Source organism: Streptococcus mitis, assembly GCF_946190325.1.
Lineage (GTDB): Bacteria > Bacillota > Bacilli > Lactobacillales > Streptococcaceae > Streptococcus > Streptococcus mitis_CF.
The window spans coordinates 97,149-120,599 of the sequence record NZ_CAMHZR010000004.1 but is presented as its reverse complement, the minus strand read 5'-3'; the positions used below and the strand labels follow the sequence as shown (position 1 = coordinate 120,599).

Genomic DNA, 23,451 nt, shown 5'->3' with positions numbered 1-23,451 from the left:
TTGAAAGAAAGAAAAAGATGAATTTAAAAGATTATATTGCAACAATTGAAAATTATCCGAAGGAAGGTATTACTTTCCGTGATATTAGTCCTTTGATGGCTGATGGGAATGCTTATAGCTACGCTGTTCGTGAAATCGTTCAATATGCTACTGACAAGAAAATTGATATGATCGTAGGGCCTGAGGCTCGTGGATTTATCGTGGGTTGTCCAGTTGCCTTTGAATTGGGAATTGGTTTTGCACCTGTTCGTAAGCCAGGTAAATTGCCACGCGAAGTCATTTCTGCTGACTATGAAAAAGAGTACGGTGTTGATACCTTGACTATGCATGCTGACGCTATTAAGCCAGGTCAACGTGTTCTTATCGTGGATGACCTCTTGGCAACAGGTGGAACTGTTAAGGCAACTATCGAAATGATTGAAAAACTTGGTGGTGTTGTAGCAGGTTGTGCCTTCCTTGTTGAATTGGATGACTTGAACGGCCGTGAAAAAATCGGTGACTACGATTACAAAGTTCTTATGCATTATTAATGAAAAACAGTCCCTAGGGCTGTTTTCTCTACATTAGGATATAAAAATAGACTATAGCTAGTTAGAGAAAAACTATAATTGAAAACTATATCTTCTTGCAGTATAATAAAAGGACTAAGTGTTTGAGATTTGGCTTCAAACATATGCAATGATTCCTGAAAGAATACAGTTAGGAGAAGGTTATGCCGATTCGAATTGATAAAAAATTGCCAGCTGTTGAGATTTTACGGACAGAGAATATCTTTGTCATGGATGATCAACGTGCGGCCCACCAAGATATCCGTCCCTTGAAAATTTTGATTTTAAACCTAATGCCCAAAAAAGTGGTCACAGAGACCCAGTTGTTACGGCATTTAGCAAATACTCCTTTGCAATTGGACATAGACTTTCTCTATATGGAGAGCCACCGTTCCAAGACGACTCGTGCAGAGCATATGGAGACTTTTTATAAAACTTTTCCTGAAGTCAAGGACGAGTATTTTGATGGGATGATTATCACAGGGGCTCCGATTGAGCATTTACCATTTGAGGAAGTGGACTATTGGGAGGAATTCAGTCAGGTGCTTGAGTGGTCCAAGACCCATGTCTATTCGACCCTTCATATCTGTTGGGGAGCTCAGGCTGGACTCTATCTTCGCTATGGAGTGGAAAAACACCAGATGGACAGTAAGTTATCGGGTATTTATCCTCAGGACACTTTAAAGGAAGGTCATCTTCTCTTTAGAGGATTTGACGATAGCTACGTATCACCTCATTCTCGGCATACGGAGATTTCTAAGGAAGAGGTCTTAAATAAAACCAATCTTGAGATTTTATCAGAGGGCCCGCAGGTTGGGGTTTCGATTTTGGCCAGTCGGGATTTACGAGAAATTTATAGTTTTGGGCATTTGGAATATGACCGTGATACCTTGGCAAAAGAGTATTTTAGGGATCGTGATGCAGGTTTAGATCCACATATTCCAGAAAATTACTTTAAGGATAATGATGTTAATCAGACACCTTGTCTTTGTTGGTCTTCATCAGCAGCCCTCTTTTTCAGTAACTGGGTGAATTATGCGGTCTATCAGGAAACCCCTTTTGACTGGAGAAAAATAGAAGATGATGCATCCGCATTTGGGTATTTATAAGAGGAATTATGACATATTTAGACGCTTTTAAATCAGGGAACTTGGTTTTACCGAGTGCCCTGCTCTTGCATTTTAAGGAACTCTTTCCGTCTAGCGATGATTTTCTGGTCTGGCAATTTTTCTATTTTCAAAATACGACAGGCTTAGAAGAAATGTCGCCAAGCCAGATTGCTGAAAGGATTGGCAAGGAAATTTCGGATGTCAATCAGGCTATTTCCAATCTGACGGAAAGGGGACTGCTTCAGTATCGAACCATCGAATTGAATGGTGAAATTGAATTGCTTTTTGATGCAAGTTTGGCTCTGGAACGTTTGGATGACCTGCTTGGAGCTGCTCATTCAAGTTCAGACCAGTTGACACCTCAAAATCAGCTTAAAGATTTAGTGGAAACCTTCCAGCAGGAATTGGGACGCCTGTTGACCCCTTTTGAGATTGAGGATTTGACCAAGACTCTTAAGGAAGATGGAACTAGTGCTGACTTGATTAAGGAAGCTCTTCGTGAAGCTGTTTTGAATGGAAAACCAAACTGGAAGTACATTCAGGCCATTTTGAGAAATTGGCGCCATGAAGGCATTAAAAGTGTGCCTCAAATAGAGGCCAAGCGAGCAGAGAGAGAAGCAAGTAATCCTCAGTTGACACAGGTATCGGCAGATTTCAGAAATGCCATGGATCTCTGGAAGGATTAATCCATGTAAGCAGGCTTGAAATCCGAGTAAGATTTGCAAGCTGTGTCTAATTGTGATAAAATAAATAGAAAATAAATTGAAAAAAGAGGTATGTGAAATGTCACGTAAACCATTTATCGCTGGTAACTGGAAAATGAACAAAAATCCAGAAGAAGCTAAAGCATTCGTTGAAGCAGTTGCATCAAAACTTCCTTCATCAGATCTTGTTGAAGCAGGTATCGCAGCTCCAGCTCTTGATTTGACAACTGTTCTTGCGGCTGCAAAAGGTTCAAACCTTAAGGTTGCTGCTCAAAACTGCTACTTTGAAAATGCAGGTGCTTTCACTGGTGAAACAAGCCCACAAGTTTTGAAAGAAATCGGTACTGATTACGTTGTTATCGGTCACTCAGAACGCCGTGACTACTTCCATGAAACTGACGAAGATATCAACAAAAAAGCAAAAGCAATCTTTGCAAACGGTATGCTTCCAATCATCTGTTGTGGTGAGTCACTTGAAACTTACGAAGCTGGTAAAGCTGCTGAGTTTGTAGGTGCTCAAGTATCTGCAGCATTGGCTGGATTGACTGCTGAACAAGTTGCTGCATCAGTTATCGCTTACGAACCAATCTGGGCTATCGGTACTGGTAAATCAGCTTCACAAGACGACGCACAAAAAATGTGTAAAGTTGTTCGTGACGTTGTAGCTGCTGACTTTGGTCAAGAAGTTGCGGACAAAGTTCGTGTTCAGTACGGTGGTTCTGTTAAACCTGAAAACGTTGCTTCATACATGGCTTGCCCAGACGTTGACGGTGCCCTTGTTGGTGGTGCGTCACTTGAAGCTGAAAGCTTCTTGGCATTGCTTGACTTTGTAAAATAATCGACTCTTTATTAACATTATTTGGTTGAAGAAAAGCTAAAATCGAGAAAGGACAAATATCGTCCTTTCTTTTTTGCTATTAAAGCGGCTAATGTAGACCATTTTATTCGAACTCTTCCTGGTGGTTATATCATGGAGATGAACCAAGACTCCAGCAATATTTCCCTCGGGCAAAAACAACTGTTGACCATCGCGCTTGCTATTCTAGCTAATCCTAAAATTCTCATTTTAGATGAGGCGACTTCCTCTATTGATACCCGTTTGGAACTCTTGATTCAAAAAGCTATGAAACTGTTGATGAAAGGAAGGAACAGTTTTGTCATCGCCCGCTGTCTCTCGATCATTCAAGAAGCAAATGAGATTCTCGTTCTTAAGGATGGTTAGATTATTGAGCAGGGAAATCACGAAAGTGTACTCCAAGCGAAAGGTTTTTTATTATGATCTTTACCATAGTCAATTTTCAAGTAAATCTTATAAAGTAAGCTAATCAGAACTAACTAAACTTTTCTTAAATTATCAGTCTATTGCAACTTTTCTCATGTGAGTCATTTGGCTTGCTATTGGTTTTCCTTAGTAGTATACTAAGGTAGTAATCATTAAGAAGTGGTTACAAATAATAATGAATGAGGTAAAATAAAATGGTAGAATTGAAAAAAGAAGCAGTAAAAGACGTAACATCATTGACAAAAGCAGCGCCAGTAGCATTGGCAAAAACAAAGGAAGTATTGAACCAAGCTGTTGCTGATTTGTATGTAGCTCACGTTGCTTTGCACCAAGTGCACTGGTACATGCGTGGTCGTGGTTTCCTTGTATGGCATCCAAAAATGGATGAGTATATGGAAGCTCTTGATGGTCAATTGGATGAAATCAGTGAGCGTTTGATCACACTTGGGGGAAGCCCATTCTCTACTTTGACAGAATTCCTTCAAAACAGTGAAATCGAAGAAGAAGCTGGTGAATACCGTAATGTTGAAGAAAGCTTGGAACGTGTGCTTGCTATCTACCGTTACTTGTCAGAACTCTTCCAAAAAGGTTTGGATGTCACTGATGAAGAGGGTGATGATGTGACAAACGGTATCTTCTCAGATGCTAAAACTGAAACTGATAAAACAATCTGGATGCTTGCCGCAGAACTTGGACAAGCACCTGGTTTGTAAGATAAATCTCCCACTTTCTATCATGAGTTTCTGTATTACAACTCATGATAAACTGTCTTTTAAAAATCATGTAGCAGAAAAAGTTACGTGATTTTTTCTTTGATTCTTCGGTGACTCATTTGTCAAAATGCTGATTTTAGGGTATAATAGTTGCTGTTCGAGAAATTTTGATTTTCAAAGAATACTGAATCATTATAAGGAGAAATCATGAATAACTTACCAAATTGCCCAAAATGTAACTCAGAGTATGTCTACGAAGACGGTGCTCTACTGGTTTGCCCAGAGTGTGCTTATGAGTGGAATCCTGCTGAAGTTGCAGATGTAGAAGAGGGCCTTGTTGCTATCGATGCCAACGGGAATAAATTGGCTGACGGTGATACTGTAACCCTCATCAAGGACTTGAAAGTAAAAGGTGCGCCAAAAGATTTGAAACAAGGGACGCGTGTGAAAAATATCCGTATTGTAGAAGGCGACCACAATATCGACTGTAAAATTGATGGCTTTGGTGCCATGAAACTAAAATCAGAGTTTGTGAAGAAAATTTAAGCATGTCAAAGAACTATAAACTTACATTTTATAGCCGTATCTTCTTGTTTCTAGCGGCTTTTACGGGAGTTTATCTTGAAATCGCCAAGCATGGTGGATTTGGGATGCTTCTCTATTACACGGTTCTGTCCAACCTTTTAGTCGCGATTTTTACGCTCTATCTCCTAAAGGTTATGAGCCGTTTAGGTGAAAACTGGCAAAGGTCAAGCCTCTTGCGCTTAAAAGGTGGGGTCACCATGAGTATCATGATTACCTGTGTGATTTACCATTTCCTCTTAGCGCCTATTGCGACTAATTTCTATACCCTAGAAAATTTCCTTTGCCACTATATCGTTCCCCTCTGGTTTTTAGCAGATACCCTCTTTTTTGACAAACAGGGTCAATATAAAATCTGGGATCCAATTGTGTGGACGATTTTACCCTTGCTTTATATGATTTTTGCTCTTTTTAATGGCTTGGTACTGAAACTTGATGTTCCTAATTCTAAGGTCAGTCCCTTCCCTTACTTCTTTTTGAATGTGAACAAGGGTTGGAATGTTGTGTTTAAGTGGTGTCTGATTATCTTTGTTGCCTATATGGTGGCAGGATTTATCTTCTACTTTATTAAGCAAATCAAGAGAAAGTCATCTTAAGATACAAGGGATTCAGTTTCGAGTTTAAGAAGGAGTCTATATACCAATGAGACTTCTTCTTTTCTTGCTTGTTTGATAACTATCAAAAAAGTAGAAGATTAAGAGAAAATATAGAAAGAGATTTCATGAAACAATTTTTAGAACGGGCCAGTATTTTGGCTCTCTCCCTCGTTTTGATTACCTCCTTTTCCATCTCGAGTGCCCTGCCAGCCATGTTTGACTATTATAAAGGTTATCCTAAGGAACAAATTGAGCTCTTGGCGAGCTTGCCATCTTTTGGGATCATGATTATGTTACTACTAAATGGTTTCTTAGAAAAAATATTTCCTGAGCGATTACAGATTAGTTTGGGATTGTTGATTTTATCACTGAGTGGAATCGCACCCTTTTGGTATCAAGCCTATCCCTTTGTCTTTGGAACACGGATTCTTTTTGGTTTGGGTGTTGGGATGATTAATGCTAAGGCAATTTCTATTATCAGTGAACGCTATCAAGGAAAAACGCGAATTCAGATGTTAGGGCTACGCGGTTCTGCAGAGGTCGTTGGGGCTTCTCTCATTACCTTGGCAGTCGGCCAATTGTTGGCCTTCGGTTGGACAGCTGCCTTCCTAGCCTATAGTGCTGGATTTTTGGTACTGACCCTTTATCTGCTCTTTGTCCCTTATGGAAAAGAGAAGAAAGAAGTTAAGAAAAACGCGAAGGAAGCAAGTCGCTTAACTGGGGAAATGAAAGGCTTGATTTTTATCCTAGCTATCGAAGCGGCAGTTGTAGTTTGTACCAATACAGCTATTACCATCCGTATTCCAAGTTTGATGGTGGAAAGAGGGCTTGGAGATGCCCAGTTATCTAGTTTTGTTCTTAGTGTCATGCAGTTAATCGGGATTGTGGCTGGTGTGAGTTTCTCTTTCTTGATTTCTATCTTTAAAGAGAAATTGCTCCTATGGTCAGGTATTACCTTTGGCTTAGGGCAAATTGTGATTGCCTTGTCTCCATCCTTGTGGGTGGTAGTGGCAGGAAGCGTTCTTGCTGGTTTTGCCTACAGTGTAGCCCTGACGACAGTCTTTCAACTTGTCTCTGAAAGAATTCCAGCTAAACTCCTCAACCAAGCAACTTCATTTGCAGTTTTAGGCTGTAGTTTCGGAGCCTTTACGACCCCATTTGTTCTAGGTGCAATTGGCTTACTAACTCACAATGGCATGTTGGTCTTTGCCATTTTAGGCTCATGGTTGATTGTAACCTCTATCTTTGTCATGTACCTACTTCAAAAGAGAGCTTAGGATTGGTTTCCTAAGTTTTTCTTTTTGTGAATTTTGTACCCAGACAGTATTTGTTTTAGAACCTTGTTACGAGGCTATTTTCTTGATAAAATAGAAGTTATGACGAGATATAAAGCAACTATTTCCTATGATGGTTACGCCTTTGCTGGTTTTCAGCGCCAGCCTCATGCGCGTAGTGTTCAGGAAGAAATTGAAAAAACCTTGACTAGGTTGAATAAGGGGCAAGCTATTACTGTTCACGGTGCTGGTAGGACAGATAGTGGGGTTCATGCCCTGGGACAGGTTATTCATTTTGACTTGCCTTATCAAATGGATGAGGAGAAGCTCCGTTTTGCCTTGGACACCCAGTCCCCTGAAGATATTGATGTGATTTCGATTGAGCTTGTGGCGGATGATTTTCATTGCCGTTATGCCAAGCATAGCAAAACCTATGAGTTTATCGTGGATAGGGGCCGCCCTAAAAATCCTATGCGCCGTCACTATGCCACTCACTTTCCTTATCCGCTTGATGTGGAACGCATGCAGATTGCAATCAAAAAGCTAGAGGGGACCCATGATTTTACAGGTTTTACAGCCTCTGGGACCAGTGTAGAGGACAAGGTTCGCACCATCACAGAAGCTAGTTTAACAGTCGATGAGACCGGCCAGTTTTTGACTTTTACCTTTGCAGGAAATGGTTTCTTGTATAAGCAGATTCGCAATATGGTGGGGACACTGCTCAAAATCGGCAACAACCGTATGCAAGTGGAGCAGATTGACCTCATCTTGGAGAAGAAGGACAGGCAACTTGCTGGTCCAACGGCAGCACCTAATGGTTTGTATTTAAAGGAGATTCGTTATGAAGAATAATCGTATTTTAGCACTTTCTGGAAATGATATTTTTAGTGGTGGTGGTTTGTCAGCTGATTTGGCTACCTATACCTTAAACGGCTTGCATGGTTTTGTAGCTGTGACTTGTTTGACCGCCTTAACAGAAAAAGGCTTTGAGGTCTTTCCAACTGACGATACCATTTTTCAACATGAATTAGATAGCTTGCGTGATGTGGAATTTGCAGGGATTAAGATTGGTCTTCTACCAACTGTCAGCGTAGCTGAGAAGGCTTTGGACTTTATCAAGCAACGCCCAGGAGTGCCTGTGGTTCTGGATCCTGTCTTGGTCTGCAAGGAAACACACGACGTAGCTGTAAGTGAACTCTGCCAAGAATTGATTCGCTTTTTCCCTTATGTCAGTGTGATCACGCCTAATCTTCCTGAAGCAGAATTATTGGTTGGTCAGGAAATTAAAACCTTGGAAGATATGAAAACGGCAGCGCAGAAATTGCATGAATTAGGAGCGCCAGCAGTCATTATCAAGGGAGGCAATCGCCTTAATCAGGACAAGGCTGTAGATGTATTTTATGATGGACAAAACTTTACAGTCCTAGAAAATCCCGTTATCCAAGGGCAAAATGCTGGCGCAGGTTGTACCTTTGCCTCTAGCATCGCCAGTCACTTGGTTAAAGGTGATGAACTTTTACCAGCAGTAGAAAGTTCTAAGGCTTTCGTTTTTCGTGCTATTGCACAAGCAGATCAGTATGGAGTAAGACAATATGAAGCAGACAAAAACAACTAAAATCGCACTTGTATCTCTATTAACCGCCCTTTCTGTGGTTCTAGGCTATTTCTTAAAAATTCCAACACCGACAGGCATTCTAACTCTTTTAGATGCGGGTGTCTTCTTCGCGGCCTTTTACTTTGGTAGTCGTGAAGGAGCTGTAGTCGGAGGACTAGCAGGTTTCTTGATTGACCTCTTATCAGGCTACCCTCAGTGGATGTTCTTTAGCTTGGTCAACCATGGCTTGCAGGGATTTTTTGCAGGATTTAAAGGAAAAGCTCAGTGGCTAGGTCTTATCTTAGCAACGATTGCCATGGTAGGGGGTTACGCCTTGGGTTCTACATTGATGAATGGCTGGGCAGCAGCCCTACCAGAAATCCTACCGAATTTCATGCAAAATATGGTAGGGATGATTGTAGGATTTATTCTTAGTCAAAGTATTAAGAAGATTAAGTAAAGAGTCTGAGCCAAAAGTCTTTCAAATTAGAAAAACGCATACTATCAAGTGTTCAAGAACCTTGATAGTATGCGTTTTATTGTGGGAAGATTTTTGAAAAATTTTAATCAAAATAAAGCAAATCTTTGCTGGTGCTTGTAAAGAGGTCAAAGCCATCCTTGGTAACAACACCGCAGTCTTCGATACGGACACCGACTTTACCAGGGATATAGATACCTGGTTCAACAGAGAAGCACATGCCTTCTTCGATGATCATGTCGTTTCCTTCCATGATAGATGGGAATTCGTGGACATCCATACCGATACCGTGACCAAGACGGTGGTTGAAGTACTCGCCGTAACCAGCTTTTTCGATGACCTCACGGGCAGCGCGGTCCACTTCATGGGCAGTCACACCTGGTTTGATAAAGTCAAGAGCAGCTTGTTGAGCTTCAAGAGTCAAGTTATAAATGTCTTTCTTGAATTGGTCTGGTTTACCAACAGCGACTGTACGAGTCATATCTGAAGCATAGCCGTTGACCAGAACACCGAGGTCAAAGAGGAGAAGAGCATTATTTTCAACCTTGTTTGCTGCTGGGATACCGTGTGGATTTGCAGCATTATTACCAGTCAAGACCATAGTATCAAAGCTCATTTCATAGCCTTCACGCTTCATAGCAAAGTCGATTTGGGCGATGATATCTGTCTCCGTCTTATCAAGAGAAATATTGTCAAAACCAACCTTAACTGCCTTGTCCGCATAGAGACCTGCAACCATCATTTTTTGCACTTCGTCAGCTGATTTGATGAGGCGCATGCGTTGGATGCGAGGAGTGAGGTTTTCAAACTCGGCTGTTTCAAAAACTGATTTCAAGCCATGGTATTTAGTCAAGATGAGATTGTCAAACTCAACAGCTACACGTTTGAAGTCAAGTTGTGGAAGAGCATCTTTCATTTTTTTCCATGGATTTTCAGAATCCACATAGCCCACAACTGGGAAGGAAACAGTGCTGCTTGCACGCTCAACCTCAAGGGCTGGGACAAAGAGGAGGGATTCCTGATCAGCTAGGACAAAGAGGAACATTTGGCGTTCGTGGGGATCACTGTAAAAGCCAGTGAGGTAATTGATTGTGACGGGGTCAGATACGACAGCGACGTCTAGTTTTTCTGATTCAAGATATGTTACGATTTGTTGTAATTTAGACATATGCTACCTTCTTTCTACCCCTCTATTTTGGCAAAAAAAGAGAGAAAATGCAAGGGAGAAGGGTAAAAGAACAGACAAAAAGAACTCCGACAAGATAACGGAGTTCTTTGATATAGTTTCATTTTGTTTAAGAAAAGTCAGCCTTGCTTTTGACGTCGCTGTATTCTTCAGCGATTTCTTGGCTGAGAATGTCCTCATAAGCAGGGAGTTGAATGTCCTGACCATATTTCTTCTTGAGGGCGGTAGTGACTAGGCGATAAGCCAGATTGGCATTACGAGAGAGAATAGGTCCGTGGAAGTAAGAACCAAAGACATTCTTATAATGAACCCCTTCACCGACCTTTTCTTCGTTGTTTCCATTTCCATAGACCACCTGTCCCAGCGGTTTTTGGTCATCTGAGAGGAAGGTTCGGCCCTGATGATTTTCAAATCCATAGTAGGTTTCATTGAAATCTTCATTATGAATCTTGATATCACCGATAAAGCGGTTATTGGTCTGGTTGAGGGTGTAGTGGCCCATGACTCCTAACCCTTCTATGCGTTTGCCTGAAGCTTCAACATAATATTGACCCAATAGTTGGAAACCACCACAGATAGCCAGAACCACCCCGTCGTTTTGGATGTAGTTGTCAATGCTCTCTTTTTTAGCAGGTAGGTCGTCTGCAATGATACTCTGTTCAAAGTCTTGACCACCTCCGAAAAAGGCAATGTCGTAGTGATTTTCATCGAAATCATCATGAAGTGAAACGATGTCAACCGTCACATGGGCCCCTAGTTTTTCAGCCACGTACTTGAGCATGAGGATGTTTCCATTGTCCCCGTATGTATTCATGAGGTTTCCGTAGAGGTGAGCGATGTTGAGCTGATAAGGGTAATTGCCATCTTTTGAGGAAAGTGAAGTATAAACCATTAGTTCATCTCCTTTCTAACAATCTGACGACTAGCCAGCAGTTCGCGGAATTCCAGCATAGCAGTATAGGTAGCCAGAATATAGGCATGCTTGCAGTCTTGGTTTTCAATTGTCTTAAGAACTTGTTCCAGATTGCTTGTTTCAGTGATTTTCTCAGCTGGATAACCTGTCACTCGGAGACGACGTGCAATTTCAGAATGGCGAACACCGCCAGCGTTGATTTCAGGAATGTCCATGTCAGTGATTTGTTCAAAATCCGCATCCCAGATCCAGCTGGTATCAATTCCGTCTGCATAGTTAGCGTTAAGGAGGACAGATAGACTAAATGGATAAGGTGCTAGTTTGATCATTTCGATAGCTTGGGTCGCACCGACTGGATTTTTAATCAAGACGAGGGTACATTCCTTATCACCAATTTGAAAGGTTTCTTGGCGTCCAAAGACAGCACGGCTCTTATCAAATCCCTGCTTGATTAGTTCCGAATCTGCGCCGAGGAAACGGGCGATGGCAACTGCAGCTAGGGCGTTGTAGATATTATAGAGCCCGCCGATTTGGATACCGTATTCTTGACCGTCAATGACAAAGCGAGAGCGATTGTTGGCCAACTCGACCAAGTCTGTCAAGCGATAGTCGAGATCAGGACGTTTACATCCACAGTCTTCACAGATATAAGCACCCAAGTTTGCATAGGTATTATGCTCATATTTGAGGATTCCTTGGCAGTCAGGACAGAGAATCCCTTCGGTATTATAGTGAGCCAGCTGGGCTGGACCTTTCTCCAAGTCAAAACCAAAATACTCTACAGGATTTGGAATAGCTGGCTTGTAGAAAAGTGGACTGTCTCCATTAAGGAGGACAGTAGCTGTAGGCACCTTACGAATGGCATCCAAAATCATCTTGTAAGTTGTGTAAATCTCACCATAGCGGTCCATCTGGTCACGGAAGATATTCGTGATGACAAAAAGGCTTGGCTGGATATAGTCACAGATACGAGATAGACTGGCTTCGTCGATTTCTAGGACGGCAATATTTTTCCCAGTTTTAGAAGACTTGGCTGTTAAGAAGGTTGTCGCAATCCCTGTAATCATGTTGGCACCACTTGGGTTGGTCAGAACTTGACCATAAACTTCTTTTAAAATGCCGACAGTGAGGGCAGTTGTTAAGGTTTTTCCGTTGGTTCCAGTGACCACGACAATCTCGTAGTTCTTAGCTAGGTTTTGTAAAATATCTTTATCAAATTGAAGGGCGAGTTTTCCTGGGAGCGTACTTCCACGGCCAAGACGACTTAAAACGAAGTGGGAAGAACGCCCAGCAAGAAGGCCCAAAGTAGTTTTTAATTTCATGTTTCTATTATATCATAAAAGAGGGAAAAGACGGATTTGAGGTTCCGCAGAAGTAAAAACAGCCCACAGAGGGCTGTTCGTTAAGATGAGATTTTAACTTATACTCAATGAAAATCAAAGAACAAACTAGGAAGCTAGCCGCAAGCTGTACTTGAGTACGGTAAGGCGACGCTGACGTGGTTTGAATTTGATTTTCGAAGAGTATTAAATCGCAAACAAGTCATTCAAGTTTTCAGCCAAGGTTGGGTGAGTGAAGATTTGTTTTGTGAAGTAAGTGTAAGGAATCTTGTTGTCCATAGCAACAGTGATGATGTTGATGATTTCTTGAGAACCTTCTGAGAAGATGCTTGCTCCAAGAATTTCTTTTGTTTCAGTATTAACAACAGCTTTGAAAGCTCCGCGAAGGTCTCCGTTTACGTGGCCACGAGGCATTGCTGCAACAGGGATTTCCTTAACAGCGTATGGAAGTTTCAAATCAGCTGCTTGGCTTTCAGTCAAACCAACTTGTGAAAGTGCAGGTGTGATAAACATGGTGTTTGGTACATTGAGACGGTCTTCAAGTGTGTAGCTGCCATCTCCAGCAAGGTAGCTGTAAACAACACGGAAGTCATCAAGTGAAATGTAAGTAAATTGAAGTCCACCGTTGACATCTCCAACTGCAAAGACACCAGGAACGTTTGTTTGACAATGTTTGTCCACTTTAATAGCACCACGTTCAGTTAGTTCAATATCTGTATTTTCAAGTTGAAGTGGTTCTACATTTGGTTTGCGTCCAGTTGCGTAGAGAAGGGCATCGAAACGGTAAGTTTCGTTTTCAGTTACGACAAGCACTTGGTCACCGTCGTTTTTAATTTCAGTAGTACGGATGTTTTGAAGCAATTCAATGCCATCTTCTTCCATGTATTGTTTAGCAAGAGCAGCGATTGAAGGTTCTGCACGAGGAAGGAAAGTATCCAAGGCATCTAGAACCGTAACCTTGCTTCCAAGTTTGTTGTAAAGACCAGCAAATTCAAGACCGATATTTCCGCCACCAAGGACTCCAAGGTTTTCAGGCAATTTGTCCAAGTTTTGGATACCTGTTGAGTCAAAGACATTCTTGCTTGTAGCAAGTCCTGGAATTGGCAAGACGTTTGAAACAGCACCAGTGTTGATGACGATTGTTTCAGCAGTCAGTTCTTTCTTTTCATCACCAGCTTGGATTTCGATGACTTTATTTGAAAGGAAGTGAGCTTCCGCATCAAAGATATCTACGCCTGTACCAGCAACAGTCGCATAGTTTTTACCGTTGAGGCGACCAGTGATCGTGTTTTTGGTAGTAATCACTTCTTCAAAAGACAAGTCCTTCTCAGCAGCAACTAGCAAAGTCTTAGTTGGGATACAACCGATGTTGATACAAGTTCCACCGTACATAGCTTTGCTACGTTCAACGAGGGCAACTTTTTTCCCAGCTGAAGCTAATTTACCAGCTAGTGTTTTACCAGCTTTACCAAATCCGATAACGATTAAATCATAAGTTAACATTTAGAGTTCCTCCTATTCGATTTTCATTCTAGCACAAGAAAAAAACTTTTGCACAATTCTGCTACGCTTTAAAAAAGATTATGAAATAGTGGAAATTTCAGCCTTATTTTCTCAGAAAAATCGTTTACATGACATTATCGATGGATTGGGCTATCTTTTGTTCTGGTCTTGTGTTATACTAGATAGGTTGCAAAGAAAACAGTACTTTTCTTTTGTGGAAAAGAAGCAACACGATTTTGTATCCAGTATATGAAAATACGTCATAAAAAGAAAAGTATAAACTAAGCCCTATAGGGTGGCTTCGCACCACCTTTAGAAAGAAGAATAACGTGAAATTTAATGAATTAAACTTGTCTGCTGATTTGCTAGCAGAGATTGAAAAAGCTGGATTTATAGAAGCCAGCCCTATCCAAGAACAAACTATTCCCTTGGCTCTTGAAGGTAAGGACGTTATCGGTCAAGCTCAGACTGGTACAGGAAAAACTGCAGCCTTTGGCTTGCCAACCCTTGAAAAAATCCGTACAGAAGAGGCGACCATCCAAGCCTTGGTCATCGCTCCGACTCGTGAATTAGCTGTCCAAAGTCAAGAAGAACTCTTCCGCTTTGGTCGTAGTAAGGGAGTCAAAGTCCGTTCAGTATATGGCGGATCAAGCATTGAAAAACAAATTAAGGCTCTTAAATCTGGTGCCCATATCGTGGTAGGAACTCCAGGTCGTCTCTTGGACTTGATTAAACGCAAGGCCTTGAAATTACAAGATATTGAAACTCTCATCCTTGACGAAGCAGATGAAATGCTCAACATGGGCTTCCTTGAAGACATCGAAGCGATCATCTCCCGTGTCCCTGAAAGCCGTCAAACCTTACTTTTCTCGGCAACTATGCCAGATGCCATCAAACGTATCGGTGTTCAGTTTATGAAAGAACCTGAGCATGTGAAGATTGCGGCTAAGGAATTGACAACAGAATTGGTTGATCAATACTATATCCGTGTTAAAGAACAAGAAAAATTTGATACCATGACTCGTCTTATGGATGTGGAACAGCCTGAGCTTGCTATCGTATTTGGTCGTACAAAACGTCGTGTGGATGAATTGACTCGTGGTCTTAAAATTCGTGGCTTCCGTGCAGAAGGAATTCATGGAGACCTAGACCAAAACAAACGTCTTCGTGTCCTTCGTGACTTTAAAAATGGCAATCTTGATGTTTTGGTTGCGACAGACGTTGCAGCGCGTGGCTTGGATATTTCAGGTGTGACCCATGTCTATAACTATGATATTCCACAAGATCCTGAAAGTTATGTTCACCGTATCGGTCGTACAGGTCGTGCTGGTAAGTCAGGTCAATCGATTACCTTCGTATCACCAAATGAAATGGGCTACCTCCAAATCATTGAGAACTTGACTAAGAAACGCATGAAAGGTCTCAAACCTGCAAGTGCAGAAGAAGCCTTCCAAGCTAAAAAACAGGTAGCTCTCAAGAAAATTGAACGTGATTTTGCAGATGAAACCATTCGTGCCAACTTTGAGAAATTTGGCAAGGATGCTCGTAAACTAGCTGCCGAATTTACTCCAGAAGAATTGGCAATGTATATCTTGAGTCTGACTGTTCAAGATCCAGATAGTCTTCCTGAAGTGGAGATTGCACGCGAAAAACCACTGCCATTTAAAACATCAGGTAATGGCTTCGGTGGTAAAGCTAAGGGAGGTCGTGGAGGCCGTCGTGGGGACGACCGTCGAGACCGTGATCGCCGTGGCAATGGTCGTCGTGATGATTTCAAAAAAGGAAGTCGTGGCAATGATCGTTTTGATAAGGAAAAACGTTACCGTAAGGATAATAAAAAACCACGCAATACTTCAAGCGAAAAGAAAACAGGCTTTGTGATTCGTAACAAGGGCGATAAATAAGAAAAAGCGGTTCAAAATGAATCGCTTTTTTATATAAGGAGACCGAATGTAAAAGAAAGATAAATAAAATAGATATATTATCTTCTTGTAATATTATAATACACAAAAAAAGGGAGCTTGTCAATAGAAAAGAAGCAATTTAATTAAAAATATTCTTGTTTTTTTAAATTGCAATTAAATAAGCAATTTTCAGATAATAATTGAAAATTCAAGCTGTTTATGTTATAATGATAGCGATTATATTCGAGGTGAAAAATGGCACATTTATTAGAAAAAACTAGAAAAATTACGTCTATCCTGAAGCGCTCAGAGGAGCAGTTGCAGGAAGAACTTCCCTACAATGCGATTACCCGTCAATTGGCAGACATTATTGACTGTAACGCCTGCATCGTCAATAGCAAGGGACGTCTCCTAGGCTATTTTATGCGTTATAAAACCAATACAGATCGTGTAGAACAATTCTTCCAAACTAAGATTTTCCCGGATGAGTACATTCAAGGTGCGAACATGATCTACGATACAGAAGCCAATCTGACGGTTGACCATGATTTAAGTATTTTCCCTGTGGAGAGTCGTGCCGACTTTCCAGATGGTTTGACGACTATTGCACCGATTCATGTATCAGGGATTCGACTTGGTTCTTTGATTATTTGGCGCAATGATAAAAAATTCGAAGACGAGGACTTGATTCTTGTTGAGATTGCGAGTACCGTTGTTGGGATTCAACTCCTTAATTTCCAGCGTGAAGAAGATGAGAAAAATATCCGCCGCCGTACTGCTGTTACCATGGCGGTTAATACCCTTTCTTACTCCGAACTTCGTGCTGTTTCAGCAATTTTAGGGGAATTAAATGGAAATGAAGGGCAGTTGACTGCGTCAGTGATTGCAGATCGTATCGGAATCACTCGCTCTGTGATTGTCAATGCCCTTCGTAAACTTGAGTCTGCTGGGATTATTGAAAGTCGCTCACTTGGAATGAAGGGAACCTATCTTAAGGTCTTGATTTCAGATATTTTTGAAGAAGTGAAGAAAAGAGATTACTAATGACTAAGGCTTTAATTTCGATTGACTATACAGAAGATTTTGTTGCAGATAGTGGAAAATTGACAGCAGGCGCTCCAGCTCAGGCAATTTCGGATGCCATCAGCAAGGTAACTCGATTAGCTTTTGAACGAGGAGATTACATCTTCTTCACAATAGATGCTCATGAAGAAAACGATTGTTTCCATCCAGAAAGCAAGCTATTTCCCCCTCACAATTTGATTGGGACTAGTGGACGGAATTTATATGGAGATTTGGGGACCTTTTATCAAGAGCATGGTTCAGACAGTCGTGTCTTTTGGATGGATAAACGCCATTACTCAGCTTTTTCAGGGACTGATCTTGATATCCGTTTGAGAGAGCGTCGAATTTCTACAGTTATCTTAACAGGAGTCTTGACGGATATCTGTGTCCTGCATACAGCTATAGATGCCTACAATCTAGGATATGATATCGAGGTTGTTAAACCAGCTGTTGCCTCCATCTGGCCTGAAAATCACCAATTTGCCCTAGGACATTTCAAAAATACACTGGGAGCTAAGTTAGTAGATGAAAATCTAAATGAAATTTCTGAGTAATTTGGTTGATGAAATGAAAAAAATTGAAAAAAAGTGTTGACAAGCATCCTAAAAGTTGATATACTAGTAAAGTAATCGACGCGGGGATGGCGGAATTGGCAGACGCGCAGGACTAAGGATCCTGTGACCGCTTTAGGTCGTGAGGGTTCAAGTCCCTCTCTCCGCATAGGATAAGAGTTAGCTTAGGCTAGCTCTTTTTTTCATCTAATTCAAGTAGAGCAAAAAATTTTTGCTCTTTTTTTGTATTTCATAAACATTTCATATTTGGATTTTATAATAGTCTTACAAATATGGAGGTGACAAATGAATCCAATCCAAAGAGCTTGGGCTTATGTCAGCAGAAAACGACTGAGAAGTTTTATTTTATTTCTGATTTTATTGGTCCTATTGGCTGGAATTTCAGCCTGTTTGACTCTGATGAAGTCCAACAAAACAGTTGAAACCAATCTTTACAAATCACTCAATACATCTTTTTCTATTAAGAAGATAGAAAATGGTCAGACCTTCAAGTTGTCAGACCTAGCATCTGTAAACAAGATTAAGGGGCTGGAAAATATCTCTCCTGAACTCGAGACGGTCGCAAAGTTAAAAGACAAGGAAGCGGTGAGTGGCGAGCAGAGCGTTGAACGTGATGATTTGTCAGCTGCGGACAAGAACTTGGTCAGCTTAACGGCTCTTGAAGATTCATCCAAGGATGTTACCTTTACCAGTTCGGCTTTCAACTTAAAAGAAGGGCGACACCTTCAAAAAGGGGATTCCAAGAAAATTCTGATCCACGAAGAGTTGGCTAAGAAGAACGGTCTTTCGCTTCATGACAAGATTCGCTTGAATGCTGGACAGTCAGAATCTGGCAAAGGGCAAACAGTGGAGTTTGAGATTGTTGGAGTTTTTTCTGGTAAAAAACAGGAGAAATTCACAGGTTTGTCTTCTGACTTCAGTGAAAACCAGGTCTTTACAGACTATGAAAGTAGCCAAAGCCTTTTGGGGAATGGTGAATCTCTAGTCAGTGCAGCGCGCTTCTATGTAGAAAATCCTAAGGAAATGGACGAACTCATGAAGCAGGTAGAAAACTTGTCCTTGGATAGTCAAGGTTACCAAGTTGAGAAGGAAAACAAGGCCTTTGAACAAATCAAAGACTCAGTGGCAACCTTCCAAACCTTCCTAACCATCTTCCTTTATGGGATGTTGATAGCAGGAGCTGGAGCCTTAATTTTGGTCTTGTCTCTCTGGTTGAGAGAAAGGGTCTACGAAGTGGGAATCCTTCTGTCACTTGGAAAAGGTAAGAGCTCGATCTTCCTACAATTCTGTTTAGAGGTAGTTTTGGTATCTCTTGGTGCTTTGCTTCCAGCATTTGTTGCAGGAAACGCAATCACATCTTACCTACTCCAAACTCTATTAGCAAGTGGAGATCAGGCAAGCTTACAAGACACGCTAGCCAAAGCAAGCAGTCTATCAACCAGCATCCTATCTTTTGCAGAATCCTATGTTTTTCTAGTTCTGCTTAGTTGCTTATCTGTAGCTCTTTGTTTCATATTCTTATTTAGAAAATCGCCTAAAGAAATTTTATCATCTATTAGTTAATACTCTTCGAAAATCAAATTTAAACCATGTCAGCTTCGCCTTGCCGTACTCAAGTACAGCCTGTGGCTAGCTTCCTAGTTTAATCTTTGATTTTCATTGAGTATAAGAAGGAGAAATCATGACTTTATTACAATTACAAGATGTTACCTACCGTTATAAGAACACTGCTGAAGCAGTCCTATATCAGATCAATTATAATTTTGAACCCGGGAAATTTTACAGTATTATTGGTGAGTCAGGAGCAGGAAAATCCACACTCTTGTCCCTACTTGCTGGTCTAGATAGTCCTGTTGAAGGTTCTATCCTTTTTCAAGGAGAGGATATTCGTAAGAAGGGCTATTCTTACCATCGCATGCACCATATTTCCCTGGTCTTTCAAAATTATAACTTGATAGATTATCTTTCTCCACTGGAAAATATCCGCTTGGTCAATAAAAAGGCAAGCAAGGATACACTGCTTGAGCTTGGTTTGGATGAAAGCCAGATCAAGCGGAATGTTCTCCAGTTATCAGGTGGTCAACAACAACGTGTTGCCATTGCTCGCAGTTTGGTCTCAGAAGCTCCAGTTATTCTAGCCGATGAGCCAACAGGAAATCTGGACCCTAAGACTGCTGGAGATATTGTCGAACTGCTCAAATCACTTGCCCAGAAAACAGGTAAATGTGTCATCGTCGTAACCCACAGCAAAGAAGTGGCACAAGCGTCAGATATTACACTTGAGTTGAAGGATAAGAAACTAACTGAAACTCGCAATACGACGAAATAATATGAGCTTTTTCAGTTATACTCTTCGAAAATCTCTTCAAACCACGTCAGAGTCGCCTTACCGTACTCAAGTACAGCTTACGGCTAGCTAGTTTGCTTTTTGATTTTCATTGAGTATTAGAACTATAAAATAGAACAACATCTAGAAAGGGAACCTATGTTACACAACGCATTTGCCTATGTTACAAGGAAGTTTTTCAAATCGATTGTCATCTTCCTGATTATTCTCCTCATGGCGAGCTTGAGTTTGGTCGGCTTGTCAATCAAGGGAGCTACTGCCAAGGCTTCTCAGGAGACATTTAAAAATATCACCAACAGCTTCTCCATGCAGATTAACCGTCGCGTCAATCAAGGTACGCCACGTGGTGCTGGGAATATTAAGGGTGAAGATATCAAAAAAATCACTGAAAACAAGGCTATCGAGTCTTATGTTAAACGCATCAACGCTATTGGGGATTTGACTGGGTATGAACTTATTGAAACGCCAGATACCAAGAAAAATCTGACACCTGACCGTGCCAAACATTTTGGAAGTAGCTTGATGATTACAGGTGTCAATGACTCCTCTAAAGAAGACAAGTTTGTCTCTGGTTCTTATAAGCTGGTCGAAGGTGAGCACCTAACCAACGATGACAAGGACAAGATCCTCCTGCACAAGGACTTGGCAGCCAAACACGGCTGGAAAGTAGGGGATAAGGTCAAACTAGACTCCAATATCTACGATGCCGATAATGAAAAAGGTGCCAAGGAAACAGTCGAAGTGACAATCAAGGGACTCTTTGATGGTCACAATAAGTCGGCAGTAACCTATTCACAAGAACTATACGAAAATACAGCTATTACAGACATTCACACTGCTGCAAAACTTTATGGATACACAGAAGACACAGCCATTTATGGGGACGCAACCTTCTTTGTAACAGCAGACAAGAACTTGGATGATGTCATGAAAGAATTGAATGGTATCAGTGGTATCAACTGGAAGAGCTACACACTCGTTAAGAGCTCATCTAACTACCCAGCCCTTGAGCAATCCATCTCTGGTATGTACAAGATGGCCAACCTCCTCTTCTGGGGTAGCTTGAGCTTCTCAGTCCTTCTCCTTGCCCTCTTACTCAGCCTTTGGATCAATGCCCGTCGCAAGGAAGTGGGAATTCTCCTCTCTATCGGTCTTAAGCAGGCAAGTATCTTGGGTCAATTTATCACAGAATCCATCTTGATTGCCATCCCTGCTCTTGTTTCTGCTTATTTCTTAGCTAACTACACAGCTCGTGCGATTGGAAATACTGTTCTTGCCAATGTCACTTCAGGTGTTGCCAAGCAAGCCAGCAAGGCTGCTCAAGCCTCTAACCTTGGTGGTGGTGCAGAAGTAGATGGCTTTAGCAAGACTTTGTCGAGCCTAGACATTTCTATTCAGACATCAGATTTTATCATCGTCTTTGTCCTTGCCTTGGTTCTAGTAGTTCTCGTTATGGCACTTGCTTCAAGCAATCTCCTTAGAAAACAACCAAAAGAACTCTTGCTGGATAGCGAATAACAAACTTGCTACCTTTTCTCCACTAAATGGGGTATAATATAGGTAGCATTTTTATCTATTTCATCTTGATAAGTCCTCTGTTTATCTGGATGAAACTGGGATAATTTACAAGAAATTTAAAGGAATGTGAAACGTTTTTCTATGAAAATTTTAATTGTAGAAGATGAAGAGATGATCCGTGAGGGGGTCAGTGACTATTTGACGGATTGCGGTTATGAAACCATTGAGGCAGCAGATGGGCAAGAAGCCTTAGAAAAATTTTCTAGCTATGAAGTAGCCTTGGTTTTACTGGATATCCAGATGCCCAAGCTCAATGGCCTAGAAGTCCTAGCTGAGATTCGTAAAACCAGCCAGGTCCCTGTCTTGATGTTGACAGCCTTTCAGGATGAGGAATACAAGTTGAGTGCCTTTGCTTCGCTAGCAGATGGCTATCTGGAAAAACCTTTTTCTCTGTCCCTCTTAAAAGTAAGGGTGGACGCGATTTTCAAGAGATACTACGATACGGGACGAATCTTCTCCTATAAGGATGCCAAGGTGGACTTTGAAAGCTACAGTGCAAGCCTAGCAGGTGAGGAAGTAGCCATTAATGCCAAAGAGTTGGAAATTCTGGACTATCTGGTGAAAAATGAAGGCCGGGCCTTGACTCGTTCTCAGATTATCGATGCCGTCTGGAAAGCGACAGATGAGGTTCCCTTTGACCGTGTCATTGATGTCTATATCAAGGAACTGCGGAAAAAGTTAGACTTGGATTGCATCCTCACTGTGCGCAATGTTGGTTATAAATTGGAGCGAAAATGAAACGAACAGGTTTATTTACAAAGATATTCATCTACACCTTCTCGATTTTTAGTGTTCTAGTCATTTGTCTTCATTTAGCTATTTATTTTCTTTTTCCTTCGACTTATCTGAGTCATCGTCAGGAAACCATTGGTCAGAAAGCGACAGCCATTGCCCAGTCACTAGAAGGAAAGGATAGGCAGAGTATCGAGCAAGTGTTAGACTTGTATTCCCAAACTAGTGATATCAAGGGGGCCGTTAAGGGCGAGATGATCGAGGACAAGTTAGAAGTCAAGGACAGCCTTCCTCTGGATACAGACCGCCAGACCACCTCTCTTTTTATCGAGGAGCGCGAGGTGAAAACGCAAGACGGTGGTACTATGACTCTCCAGTTTCTAGCTTCCATGGACTTGCAAAAGGAAGCAGAGCAAATCAGTCTCCAGTTTCTTCCCTATACCTTGCTGGCATCCTTTCTGATTTCCCTCTTGGTGGCCTATATCTATGCTCGGACTATTGTTGCTCCGATATTGGAAATCAAGCGGGTGACCCGACGGATGATGGAACTGGATGCTCAAGTGCGATTGCGCGTGGATTCTAAGGATGAGATTGGTGATCTCAAAGAACAAATCAATAGCCTCTACCAGCATCTTTTGACTGTCATTGCGGACTTGCATGACAAGAATGAAGCTATTCTCCAGCTGGAGAAGATGAAGGTCGAATTCCTACGAGGGGCTTCTCATGAATTGAAAACGCCTCTGGCTAGTTTGAAAATCCTGATCGAAAACATGAAAGAAAATGTCGGTCGCTATAAGGACAGAGACCACTATCTGGGAGTTGCTTTGGGGATTGTGGATGAGCTCAATCACCACGTTCTCCAGATACTTTCTCTCTCGTCTGTGCAGGAATTGCGAGATGATAGGGAACAAATTGACCTACACCAGATAACGCAAAGTCTGGTTAAGGATTATGCTTTACTAGCCAAGGATAGAGAGCTCCAGATAGACAATAGTTTGACTCATCAGCAGGCTTATCTAAACCCATCTGTCATGAAGTTGATTTTGTCTAACCTCATCAGTAATGCTATCAAGCACTCTGTTCCAGGCGGCTTAGTTAGCATTGGAGAAAGAGAAGGTGAACTTTTTATAGAAAATAGCTGTAGCTCAGAAGAACAAGAAAAACTAGCCCAGTCTTTTTCTGACAATGCTAGTCGCAAGGCCAAGGGGTCTGGGATGGGGCTCTTTGTGGTTAAGAGCCTATTAGAACATGAAAAATTACCTTATCGTTTTGAGATGAAAGAGAATCGTTTGACCTTCTTCATAGCTTTTCCAAAAGCCGCCCAAGACTAGGAATAGAAAGGGTTTACATAGATGAAGCTAGAAGAAATTCAATCGAAACTGCGGGAAAAACTAGATTTTTTTGTCAAAAAGTGATAAAATGAACAATGTA

The 23,451-nt window shown here is 41.4% G+C and carries 23 protein-coding genes, 1 tRNA gene and 1 pseudogene; 21 read left to right on the top strand and 4 right to left on the bottom strand.

The window, feature by feature from the left end; all coding sequences use genetic code 11:
• Nucleotides 1-17: 17 nt before the first annotated feature.
• The 12 genes and pseudogenes from N8M95_RS06750 to N8M95_RS06695 all read left to right on the top strand — a co-directional run bounded on the left by N8M95_RS06750 (nt 18) and on the right by N8M95_RS06695 (nt 8,862).
• Nucleotides 18-530, top strand: a complete 513-nt coding sequence (locus tag N8M95_RS06750) for an adenine phosphoribosyltransferase (protein WP_020902089.1) — start codon at nt 18-20, stop codon at nt 528-530.
• A 182-nt stretch (nt 531-712) separates the two neighbouring features.
• A complete protein-coding gene (gene metA / locus N8M95_RS06745) occupies nt 713-1,657 on the top strand; it encodes a homoserine O-acetyltransferase MetA (RefSeq protein WP_120718916.1) in 945 nt (314 codons plus the stop codon).
• Nucleotides 1,658-1,665: 8 nt separating this feature from the next.
• Nucleotides 1,666-2,343, top strand: a complete 678-nt coding sequence (locus tag N8M95_RS06740; RefSeq protein ID WP_261116853.1) for a DnaD domain-containing protein — start codon at nt 1,666-1,668, stop codon at nt 2,341-2,343.
• A 97-nt stretch (nt 2,344-2,440) separates the two neighbouring features.
• The gene (gene tpiA / locus N8M95_RS06735; protein WP_000087893.1) at nt 2,441-3,199 is read left to right on the top strand and encodes a triose-phosphate isomerase; all 759 of its coding nucleotides are present in this window, start codon (nt 2,441-2,443) and stop codon (nt 3,197-3,199) included.
• A 75-nt stretch (nt 3,200-3,274) separates the two neighbouring features.
• Nucleotides 3,275-3,686, top strand: a pseudogene (locus N8M95_RS06730) (ATP-binding cassette domain-containing protein); the annotation flags it as partial.
• A gap of 151 nt (nt 3,687-3,837) precedes the next feature.
• Nucleotides 3,838-4,356 carry a Dps family protein gene (locus tag N8M95_RS06725; protein WP_004237560.1) on the top strand — a complete coding sequence of 173 codons (519 nt, stop codon included), beginning with the start codon at nt 3,838-3,840 and terminating at the stop codon, nt 4,354-4,356.
• Between the two features lie 207 nt (nt 4,357-4,563).
• Nucleotides 4,564-4,902 (top strand): zinc ribbon domain-containing protein YjdM, encoded by a 339-nt coding sequence (locus tag N8M95_RS06720; protein WP_001061596.1) that lies wholly within the window; start codon nt 4,564-4,566, stop codon nt 4,900-4,902.
• A gap of 2 nt (nt 4,903-4,904) precedes the next feature.
• The gene (locus N8M95_RS06715; RefSeq protein ID WP_020902085.1) at nt 4,905-5,534 is read left to right on the top strand and encodes a Pr6Pr family membrane protein; all 630 of its coding nucleotides are present in this window, start codon (nt 4,905-4,907) and stop codon (nt 5,532-5,534) included.
• A gap of 125 nt (nt 5,535-5,659) precedes the next feature.
• Nucleotides 5,660-6,811, top strand: coding sequence for an MFS transporter (locus N8M95_RS06710; RefSeq protein ID WP_261116852.1), 1,152 nt, complete (start codon nt 5,660-5,662; stop codon nt 6,809-6,811).
• A 99-nt stretch (nt 6,812-6,910) separates the two neighbouring features.
• The gene (truA, locus tag N8M95_RS06705) at nt 6,911-7,660 is read left to right on the top strand and encodes a tRNA pseudouridine(38-40) synthase TruA (protein WP_261116851.1); all 750 of its coding nucleotides are present in this window, start codon (nt 6,911-6,913) and stop codon (nt 7,658-7,660) included.
• Complete coding sequence (locus N8M95_RS06700) at nt 7,650-8,423, top strand: bifunctional hydroxymethylpyrimidine kinase/phosphomethylpyrimidine kinase (protein ID WP_261027328.1); 774 nt, start codon at nt 7,650-7,652, stop codon at nt 8,421-8,423. Before truA ends, N8M95_RS06700 begins: the two co-directional genes overlap by 11 nt.
• A complete protein-coding gene (locus N8M95_RS06695; RefSeq protein ID WP_033682106.1) occupies nt 8,401-8,862 on the top strand; it encodes an ECF transporter S component in 462 nt (153 codons plus the stop codon). The genes N8M95_RS06700 and N8M95_RS06695 overlap by 23 nt, the downstream gene beginning before the upstream one ends.
• Nucleotides 8,863-8,965: 103 nt before the next feature.
• On the opposite strand, the gene N8M95_RS06690 is transcribed toward N8M95_RS06695, so the two are convergent.
• The 4 genes from N8M95_RS06690 to N8M95_RS06675 all read right to left on the bottom strand — a co-directional run bounded on the left by N8M95_RS06690 (nt 8,966) and on the right by N8M95_RS06675 (nt 13,822).
• Nucleotides 8,966-10,048, bottom strand: coding sequence for a M24 family metallopeptidase (locus N8M95_RS06690; RefSeq protein ID WP_120718910.1), 1,083 nt, complete (start codon nt 10,046-10,048; stop codon nt 8,966-8,968).
• A 127-nt stretch (nt 10,049-10,175) separates the two neighbouring features.
• Nucleotides 10,176-10,958, bottom strand: coding sequence for a lipid II isoglutaminyl synthase subunit GatD (gene gatD, locus N8M95_RS06685; protein WP_120718909.1), 783 nt, complete (start codon nt 10,956-10,958; stop codon nt 10,176-10,178).
• Nucleotides 10,958-12,301, bottom strand: a complete 1,344-nt coding sequence (gene murT / locus N8M95_RS06680; protein ID WP_120718908.1) for a lipid II isoglutaminyl synthase subunit MurT — start codon at nt 12,299-12,301, stop codon at nt 10,958-10,960. The genes gatD and murT overlap by 1 nt, the downstream gene beginning before the upstream one ends.
• A gap of 204 nt (nt 12,302-12,505) precedes the next feature.
• Nucleotides 12,506-13,822, bottom strand: a complete 1,317-nt coding sequence (locus N8M95_RS06675; RefSeq protein ID WP_020902080.1) for an FAD-containing oxidoreductase — start codon at nt 13,820-13,822, stop codon at nt 12,506-12,508.
• A 329-nt stretch (nt 13,823-14,151) separates the two neighbouring features.
• On the opposite strand from N8M95_RS06675, the gene cshA reads away from it, so the two are divergent.
• From cshA to vncS, 9 genes are all read left to right on the top strand, one after another.
• A complete protein-coding gene (cshA, locus tag N8M95_RS06670) occupies nt 14,152-15,726 on the top strand; it encodes a degradosome RNA helicase CshA (protein WP_261116849.1) in 1,575 nt (524 codons plus the stop codon).
• A 255-nt stretch (nt 15,727-15,981) separates the two neighbouring features.
• Nucleotides 15,982-16,770: a GTP-sensing pleiotropic transcriptional regulator CodY gene (gene codY / locus N8M95_RS06665; protein WP_120718906.1), complete on the top strand. Its 789-nt coding sequence runs from the start codon at nt 15,982-15,984 to the stop codon at nt 16,768-16,770.
• Nucleotides 16,770-17,345 carry a cysteine hydrolase family protein gene (locus tag N8M95_RS06660; RefSeq protein WP_261116848.1) on the top strand — a complete coding sequence of 192 codons (576 nt, stop codon included), beginning with the start codon at nt 16,770-16,772 and terminating at the stop codon, nt 17,343-17,345. Before codY ends, N8M95_RS06660 begins: the two co-directional genes overlap by 1 nt.
• Nucleotides 17,346-17,425: 80 nt before the next feature.
• Nucleotides 17,426-17,511 (top strand) — tRNA-Leu (locus tag N8M95_RS06655).
• A 137-nt stretch (nt 17,512-17,648) separates the two neighbouring features.
• Complete coding sequence (locus tag N8M95_RS06650) at nt 17,649-18,926, top strand: ABC transporter permease (RefSeq protein ID WP_261116847.1); 1,278 nt, start codon at nt 17,649-17,651, stop codon at nt 18,924-18,926.
• Nucleotides 18,927-19,044: 118 nt separating this feature from the next.
• Nucleotides 19,045-19,692, top strand: a complete 648-nt coding sequence (vex2, locus tag N8M95_RS06645; RefSeq protein WP_000173751.1) for an ABC transporter ATP-binding subunit Vex2 — start codon at nt 19,045-19,047, stop codon at nt 19,690-19,692.
• Between the two features lie 156 nt (nt 19,693-19,848).
• Nucleotides 19,849-21,228, top strand: coding sequence for an ABC transporter permease subunit Vex3 (gene vex3, locus N8M95_RS06640; RefSeq protein ID WP_049510652.1), 1,380 nt, complete (start codon nt 19,849-19,851; stop codon nt 21,226-21,228).
• A 141-nt stretch (nt 21,229-21,369) separates the two neighbouring features.
• On the top strand, nt 21,370-22,026 hold the full coding sequence (gene vncR / locus N8M95_RS06635) for a response regulator transcription factor VncR (RefSeq protein WP_201058318.1): 657 nt from the start codon (nt 21,370-21,372) through the stop codon (nt 22,024-22,026).
• Nucleotides 22,023-23,351 (top strand): sensor histidine kinase VncS, encoded by a 1,329-nt coding sequence (vncS, locus tag N8M95_RS06630; RefSeq protein ID WP_261116846.1) that lies wholly within the window; start codon nt 22,023-22,025, stop codon nt 23,349-23,351. The genes vncR and vncS overlap by 4 nt, the downstream gene beginning before the upstream one ends.
• Nucleotides 23,352-23,451 lie beyond the last annotated feature (100 nt).

Excerpts from the sequence above, each read along its gene's own strand:
- N8M95_RS06750 (WP_020902089.1), top strand. The coding sequence starts at position 18 with ATGAATTTAAAAGATTATATTGCAACAATTGAAAATTATCCGAAGGAA.
- metA (WP_120718916.1), top strand. The coding sequence starts at position 713 with ATGCCGATTCGAATTGATAAAAAATTGCCAGCTGTTGAGATTTTACGG.
- N8M95_RS06740 (WP_261116853.1), top strand. The coding sequence starts at position 1,666 with ATGACATATTTAGACGCTTTTAAATCAGGGAACTTGGTTTTACCGAGT.
- tpiA (WP_000087893.1), top strand. The coding sequence starts at position 2,441 with ATGTCACGTAAACCATTTATCGCTGGTAACTGGAAAATGAACAAAAAT.
- N8M95_RS06725 (WP_004237560.1), top strand. The coding sequence starts at position 3,838 with ATGGTAGAATTGAAAAAAGAAGCAGTAAAAGACGTAACATCATTGACA.
- N8M95_RS06720 (WP_001061596.1), top strand. The coding sequence starts at position 4,564 with ATGAATAACTTACCAAATTGCCCAAAATGTAACTCAGAGTATGTCTAC.
- N8M95_RS06715 (WP_020902085.1), top strand. The coding sequence starts at position 4,905 with ATGTCAAAGAACTATAAACTTACATTTTATAGCCGTATCTTCTTGTTT.
- N8M95_RS06710 (WP_261116852.1), top strand. The coding sequence starts at position 5,660 with ATGAAACAATTTTTAGAACGGGCCAGTATTTTGGCTCTCTCCCTCGTT.
- truA (WP_261116851.1), top strand. The coding sequence starts at position 6,911 with ATGACGAGATATAAAGCAACTATTTCCTATGATGGTTACGCCTTTGCT.
- N8M95_RS06700 (WP_261027328.1), top strand. The coding sequence starts at position 7,650 with ATGAAGAATAATCGTATTTTAGCACTTTCTGGAAATGATATTTTTAGT.
- N8M95_RS06695 (WP_033682106.1), top strand. The coding sequence starts at position 8,401 with ATGAAGCAGACAAAAACAACTAAAATCGCACTTGTATCTCTATTAACC.
- N8M95_RS06690 (WP_120718910.1), bottom strand. The coding sequence starts at position 10,048 with ATGTCTAAATTACAACAAATCGTAACATATCTTGAATCAGAAAAACTA.
- gatD (WP_120718909.1), bottom strand. The coding sequence starts at position 10,958 with ATGGTTTATACTTCACTTTCCTCAAAAGATGGCAATTACCCTTATCAG.
- murT (WP_120718908.1), bottom strand. The coding sequence starts at position 12,301 with ATGAAATTAAAAACTACTTTGGGCCTTCTTGCTGGGCGTTCTTCCCAC.
- N8M95_RS06675 (WP_020902080.1), bottom strand. The coding sequence starts at position 13,822 with ATGTTAACTTATGATTTAATCGTTATCGGATTTGGTAAAGCTGGTAAA.
- codY (WP_120718906.1), top strand. The coding sequence starts at position 15,982 with ATGGCACATTTATTAGAAAAAACTAGAAAAATTACGTCTATCCTGAAG.
- N8M95_RS06660 (WP_261116848.1), top strand. The coding sequence starts at position 16,770 with ATGACTAAGGCTTTAATTTCGATTGACTATACAGAAGATTTTGTTGCA.
- N8M95_RS06650 (WP_261116847.1), top strand. The coding sequence starts at position 17,649 with ATGAATCCAATCCAAAGAGCTTGGGCTTATGTCAGCAGAAAACGACTG.
- vex2 (WP_000173751.1), top strand. The coding sequence starts at position 19,045 with ATGACTTTATTACAATTACAAGATGTTACCTACCGTTATAAGAACACT.
- vex3 (WP_049510652.1), top strand. The coding sequence starts at position 19,849 with ATGTTACACAACGCATTTGCCTATGTTACAAGGAAGTTTTTCAAATCG.
- vncR (WP_201058318.1), top strand. The coding sequence starts at position 21,370 with ATGAAAATTTTAATTGTAGAAGATGAAGAGATGATCCGTGAGGGGGTC.
- vncS (WP_261116846.1), top strand. The coding sequence starts at position 22,023 with ATGAAACGAACAGGTTTATTTACAAAGATATTCATCTACACCTTCTCG.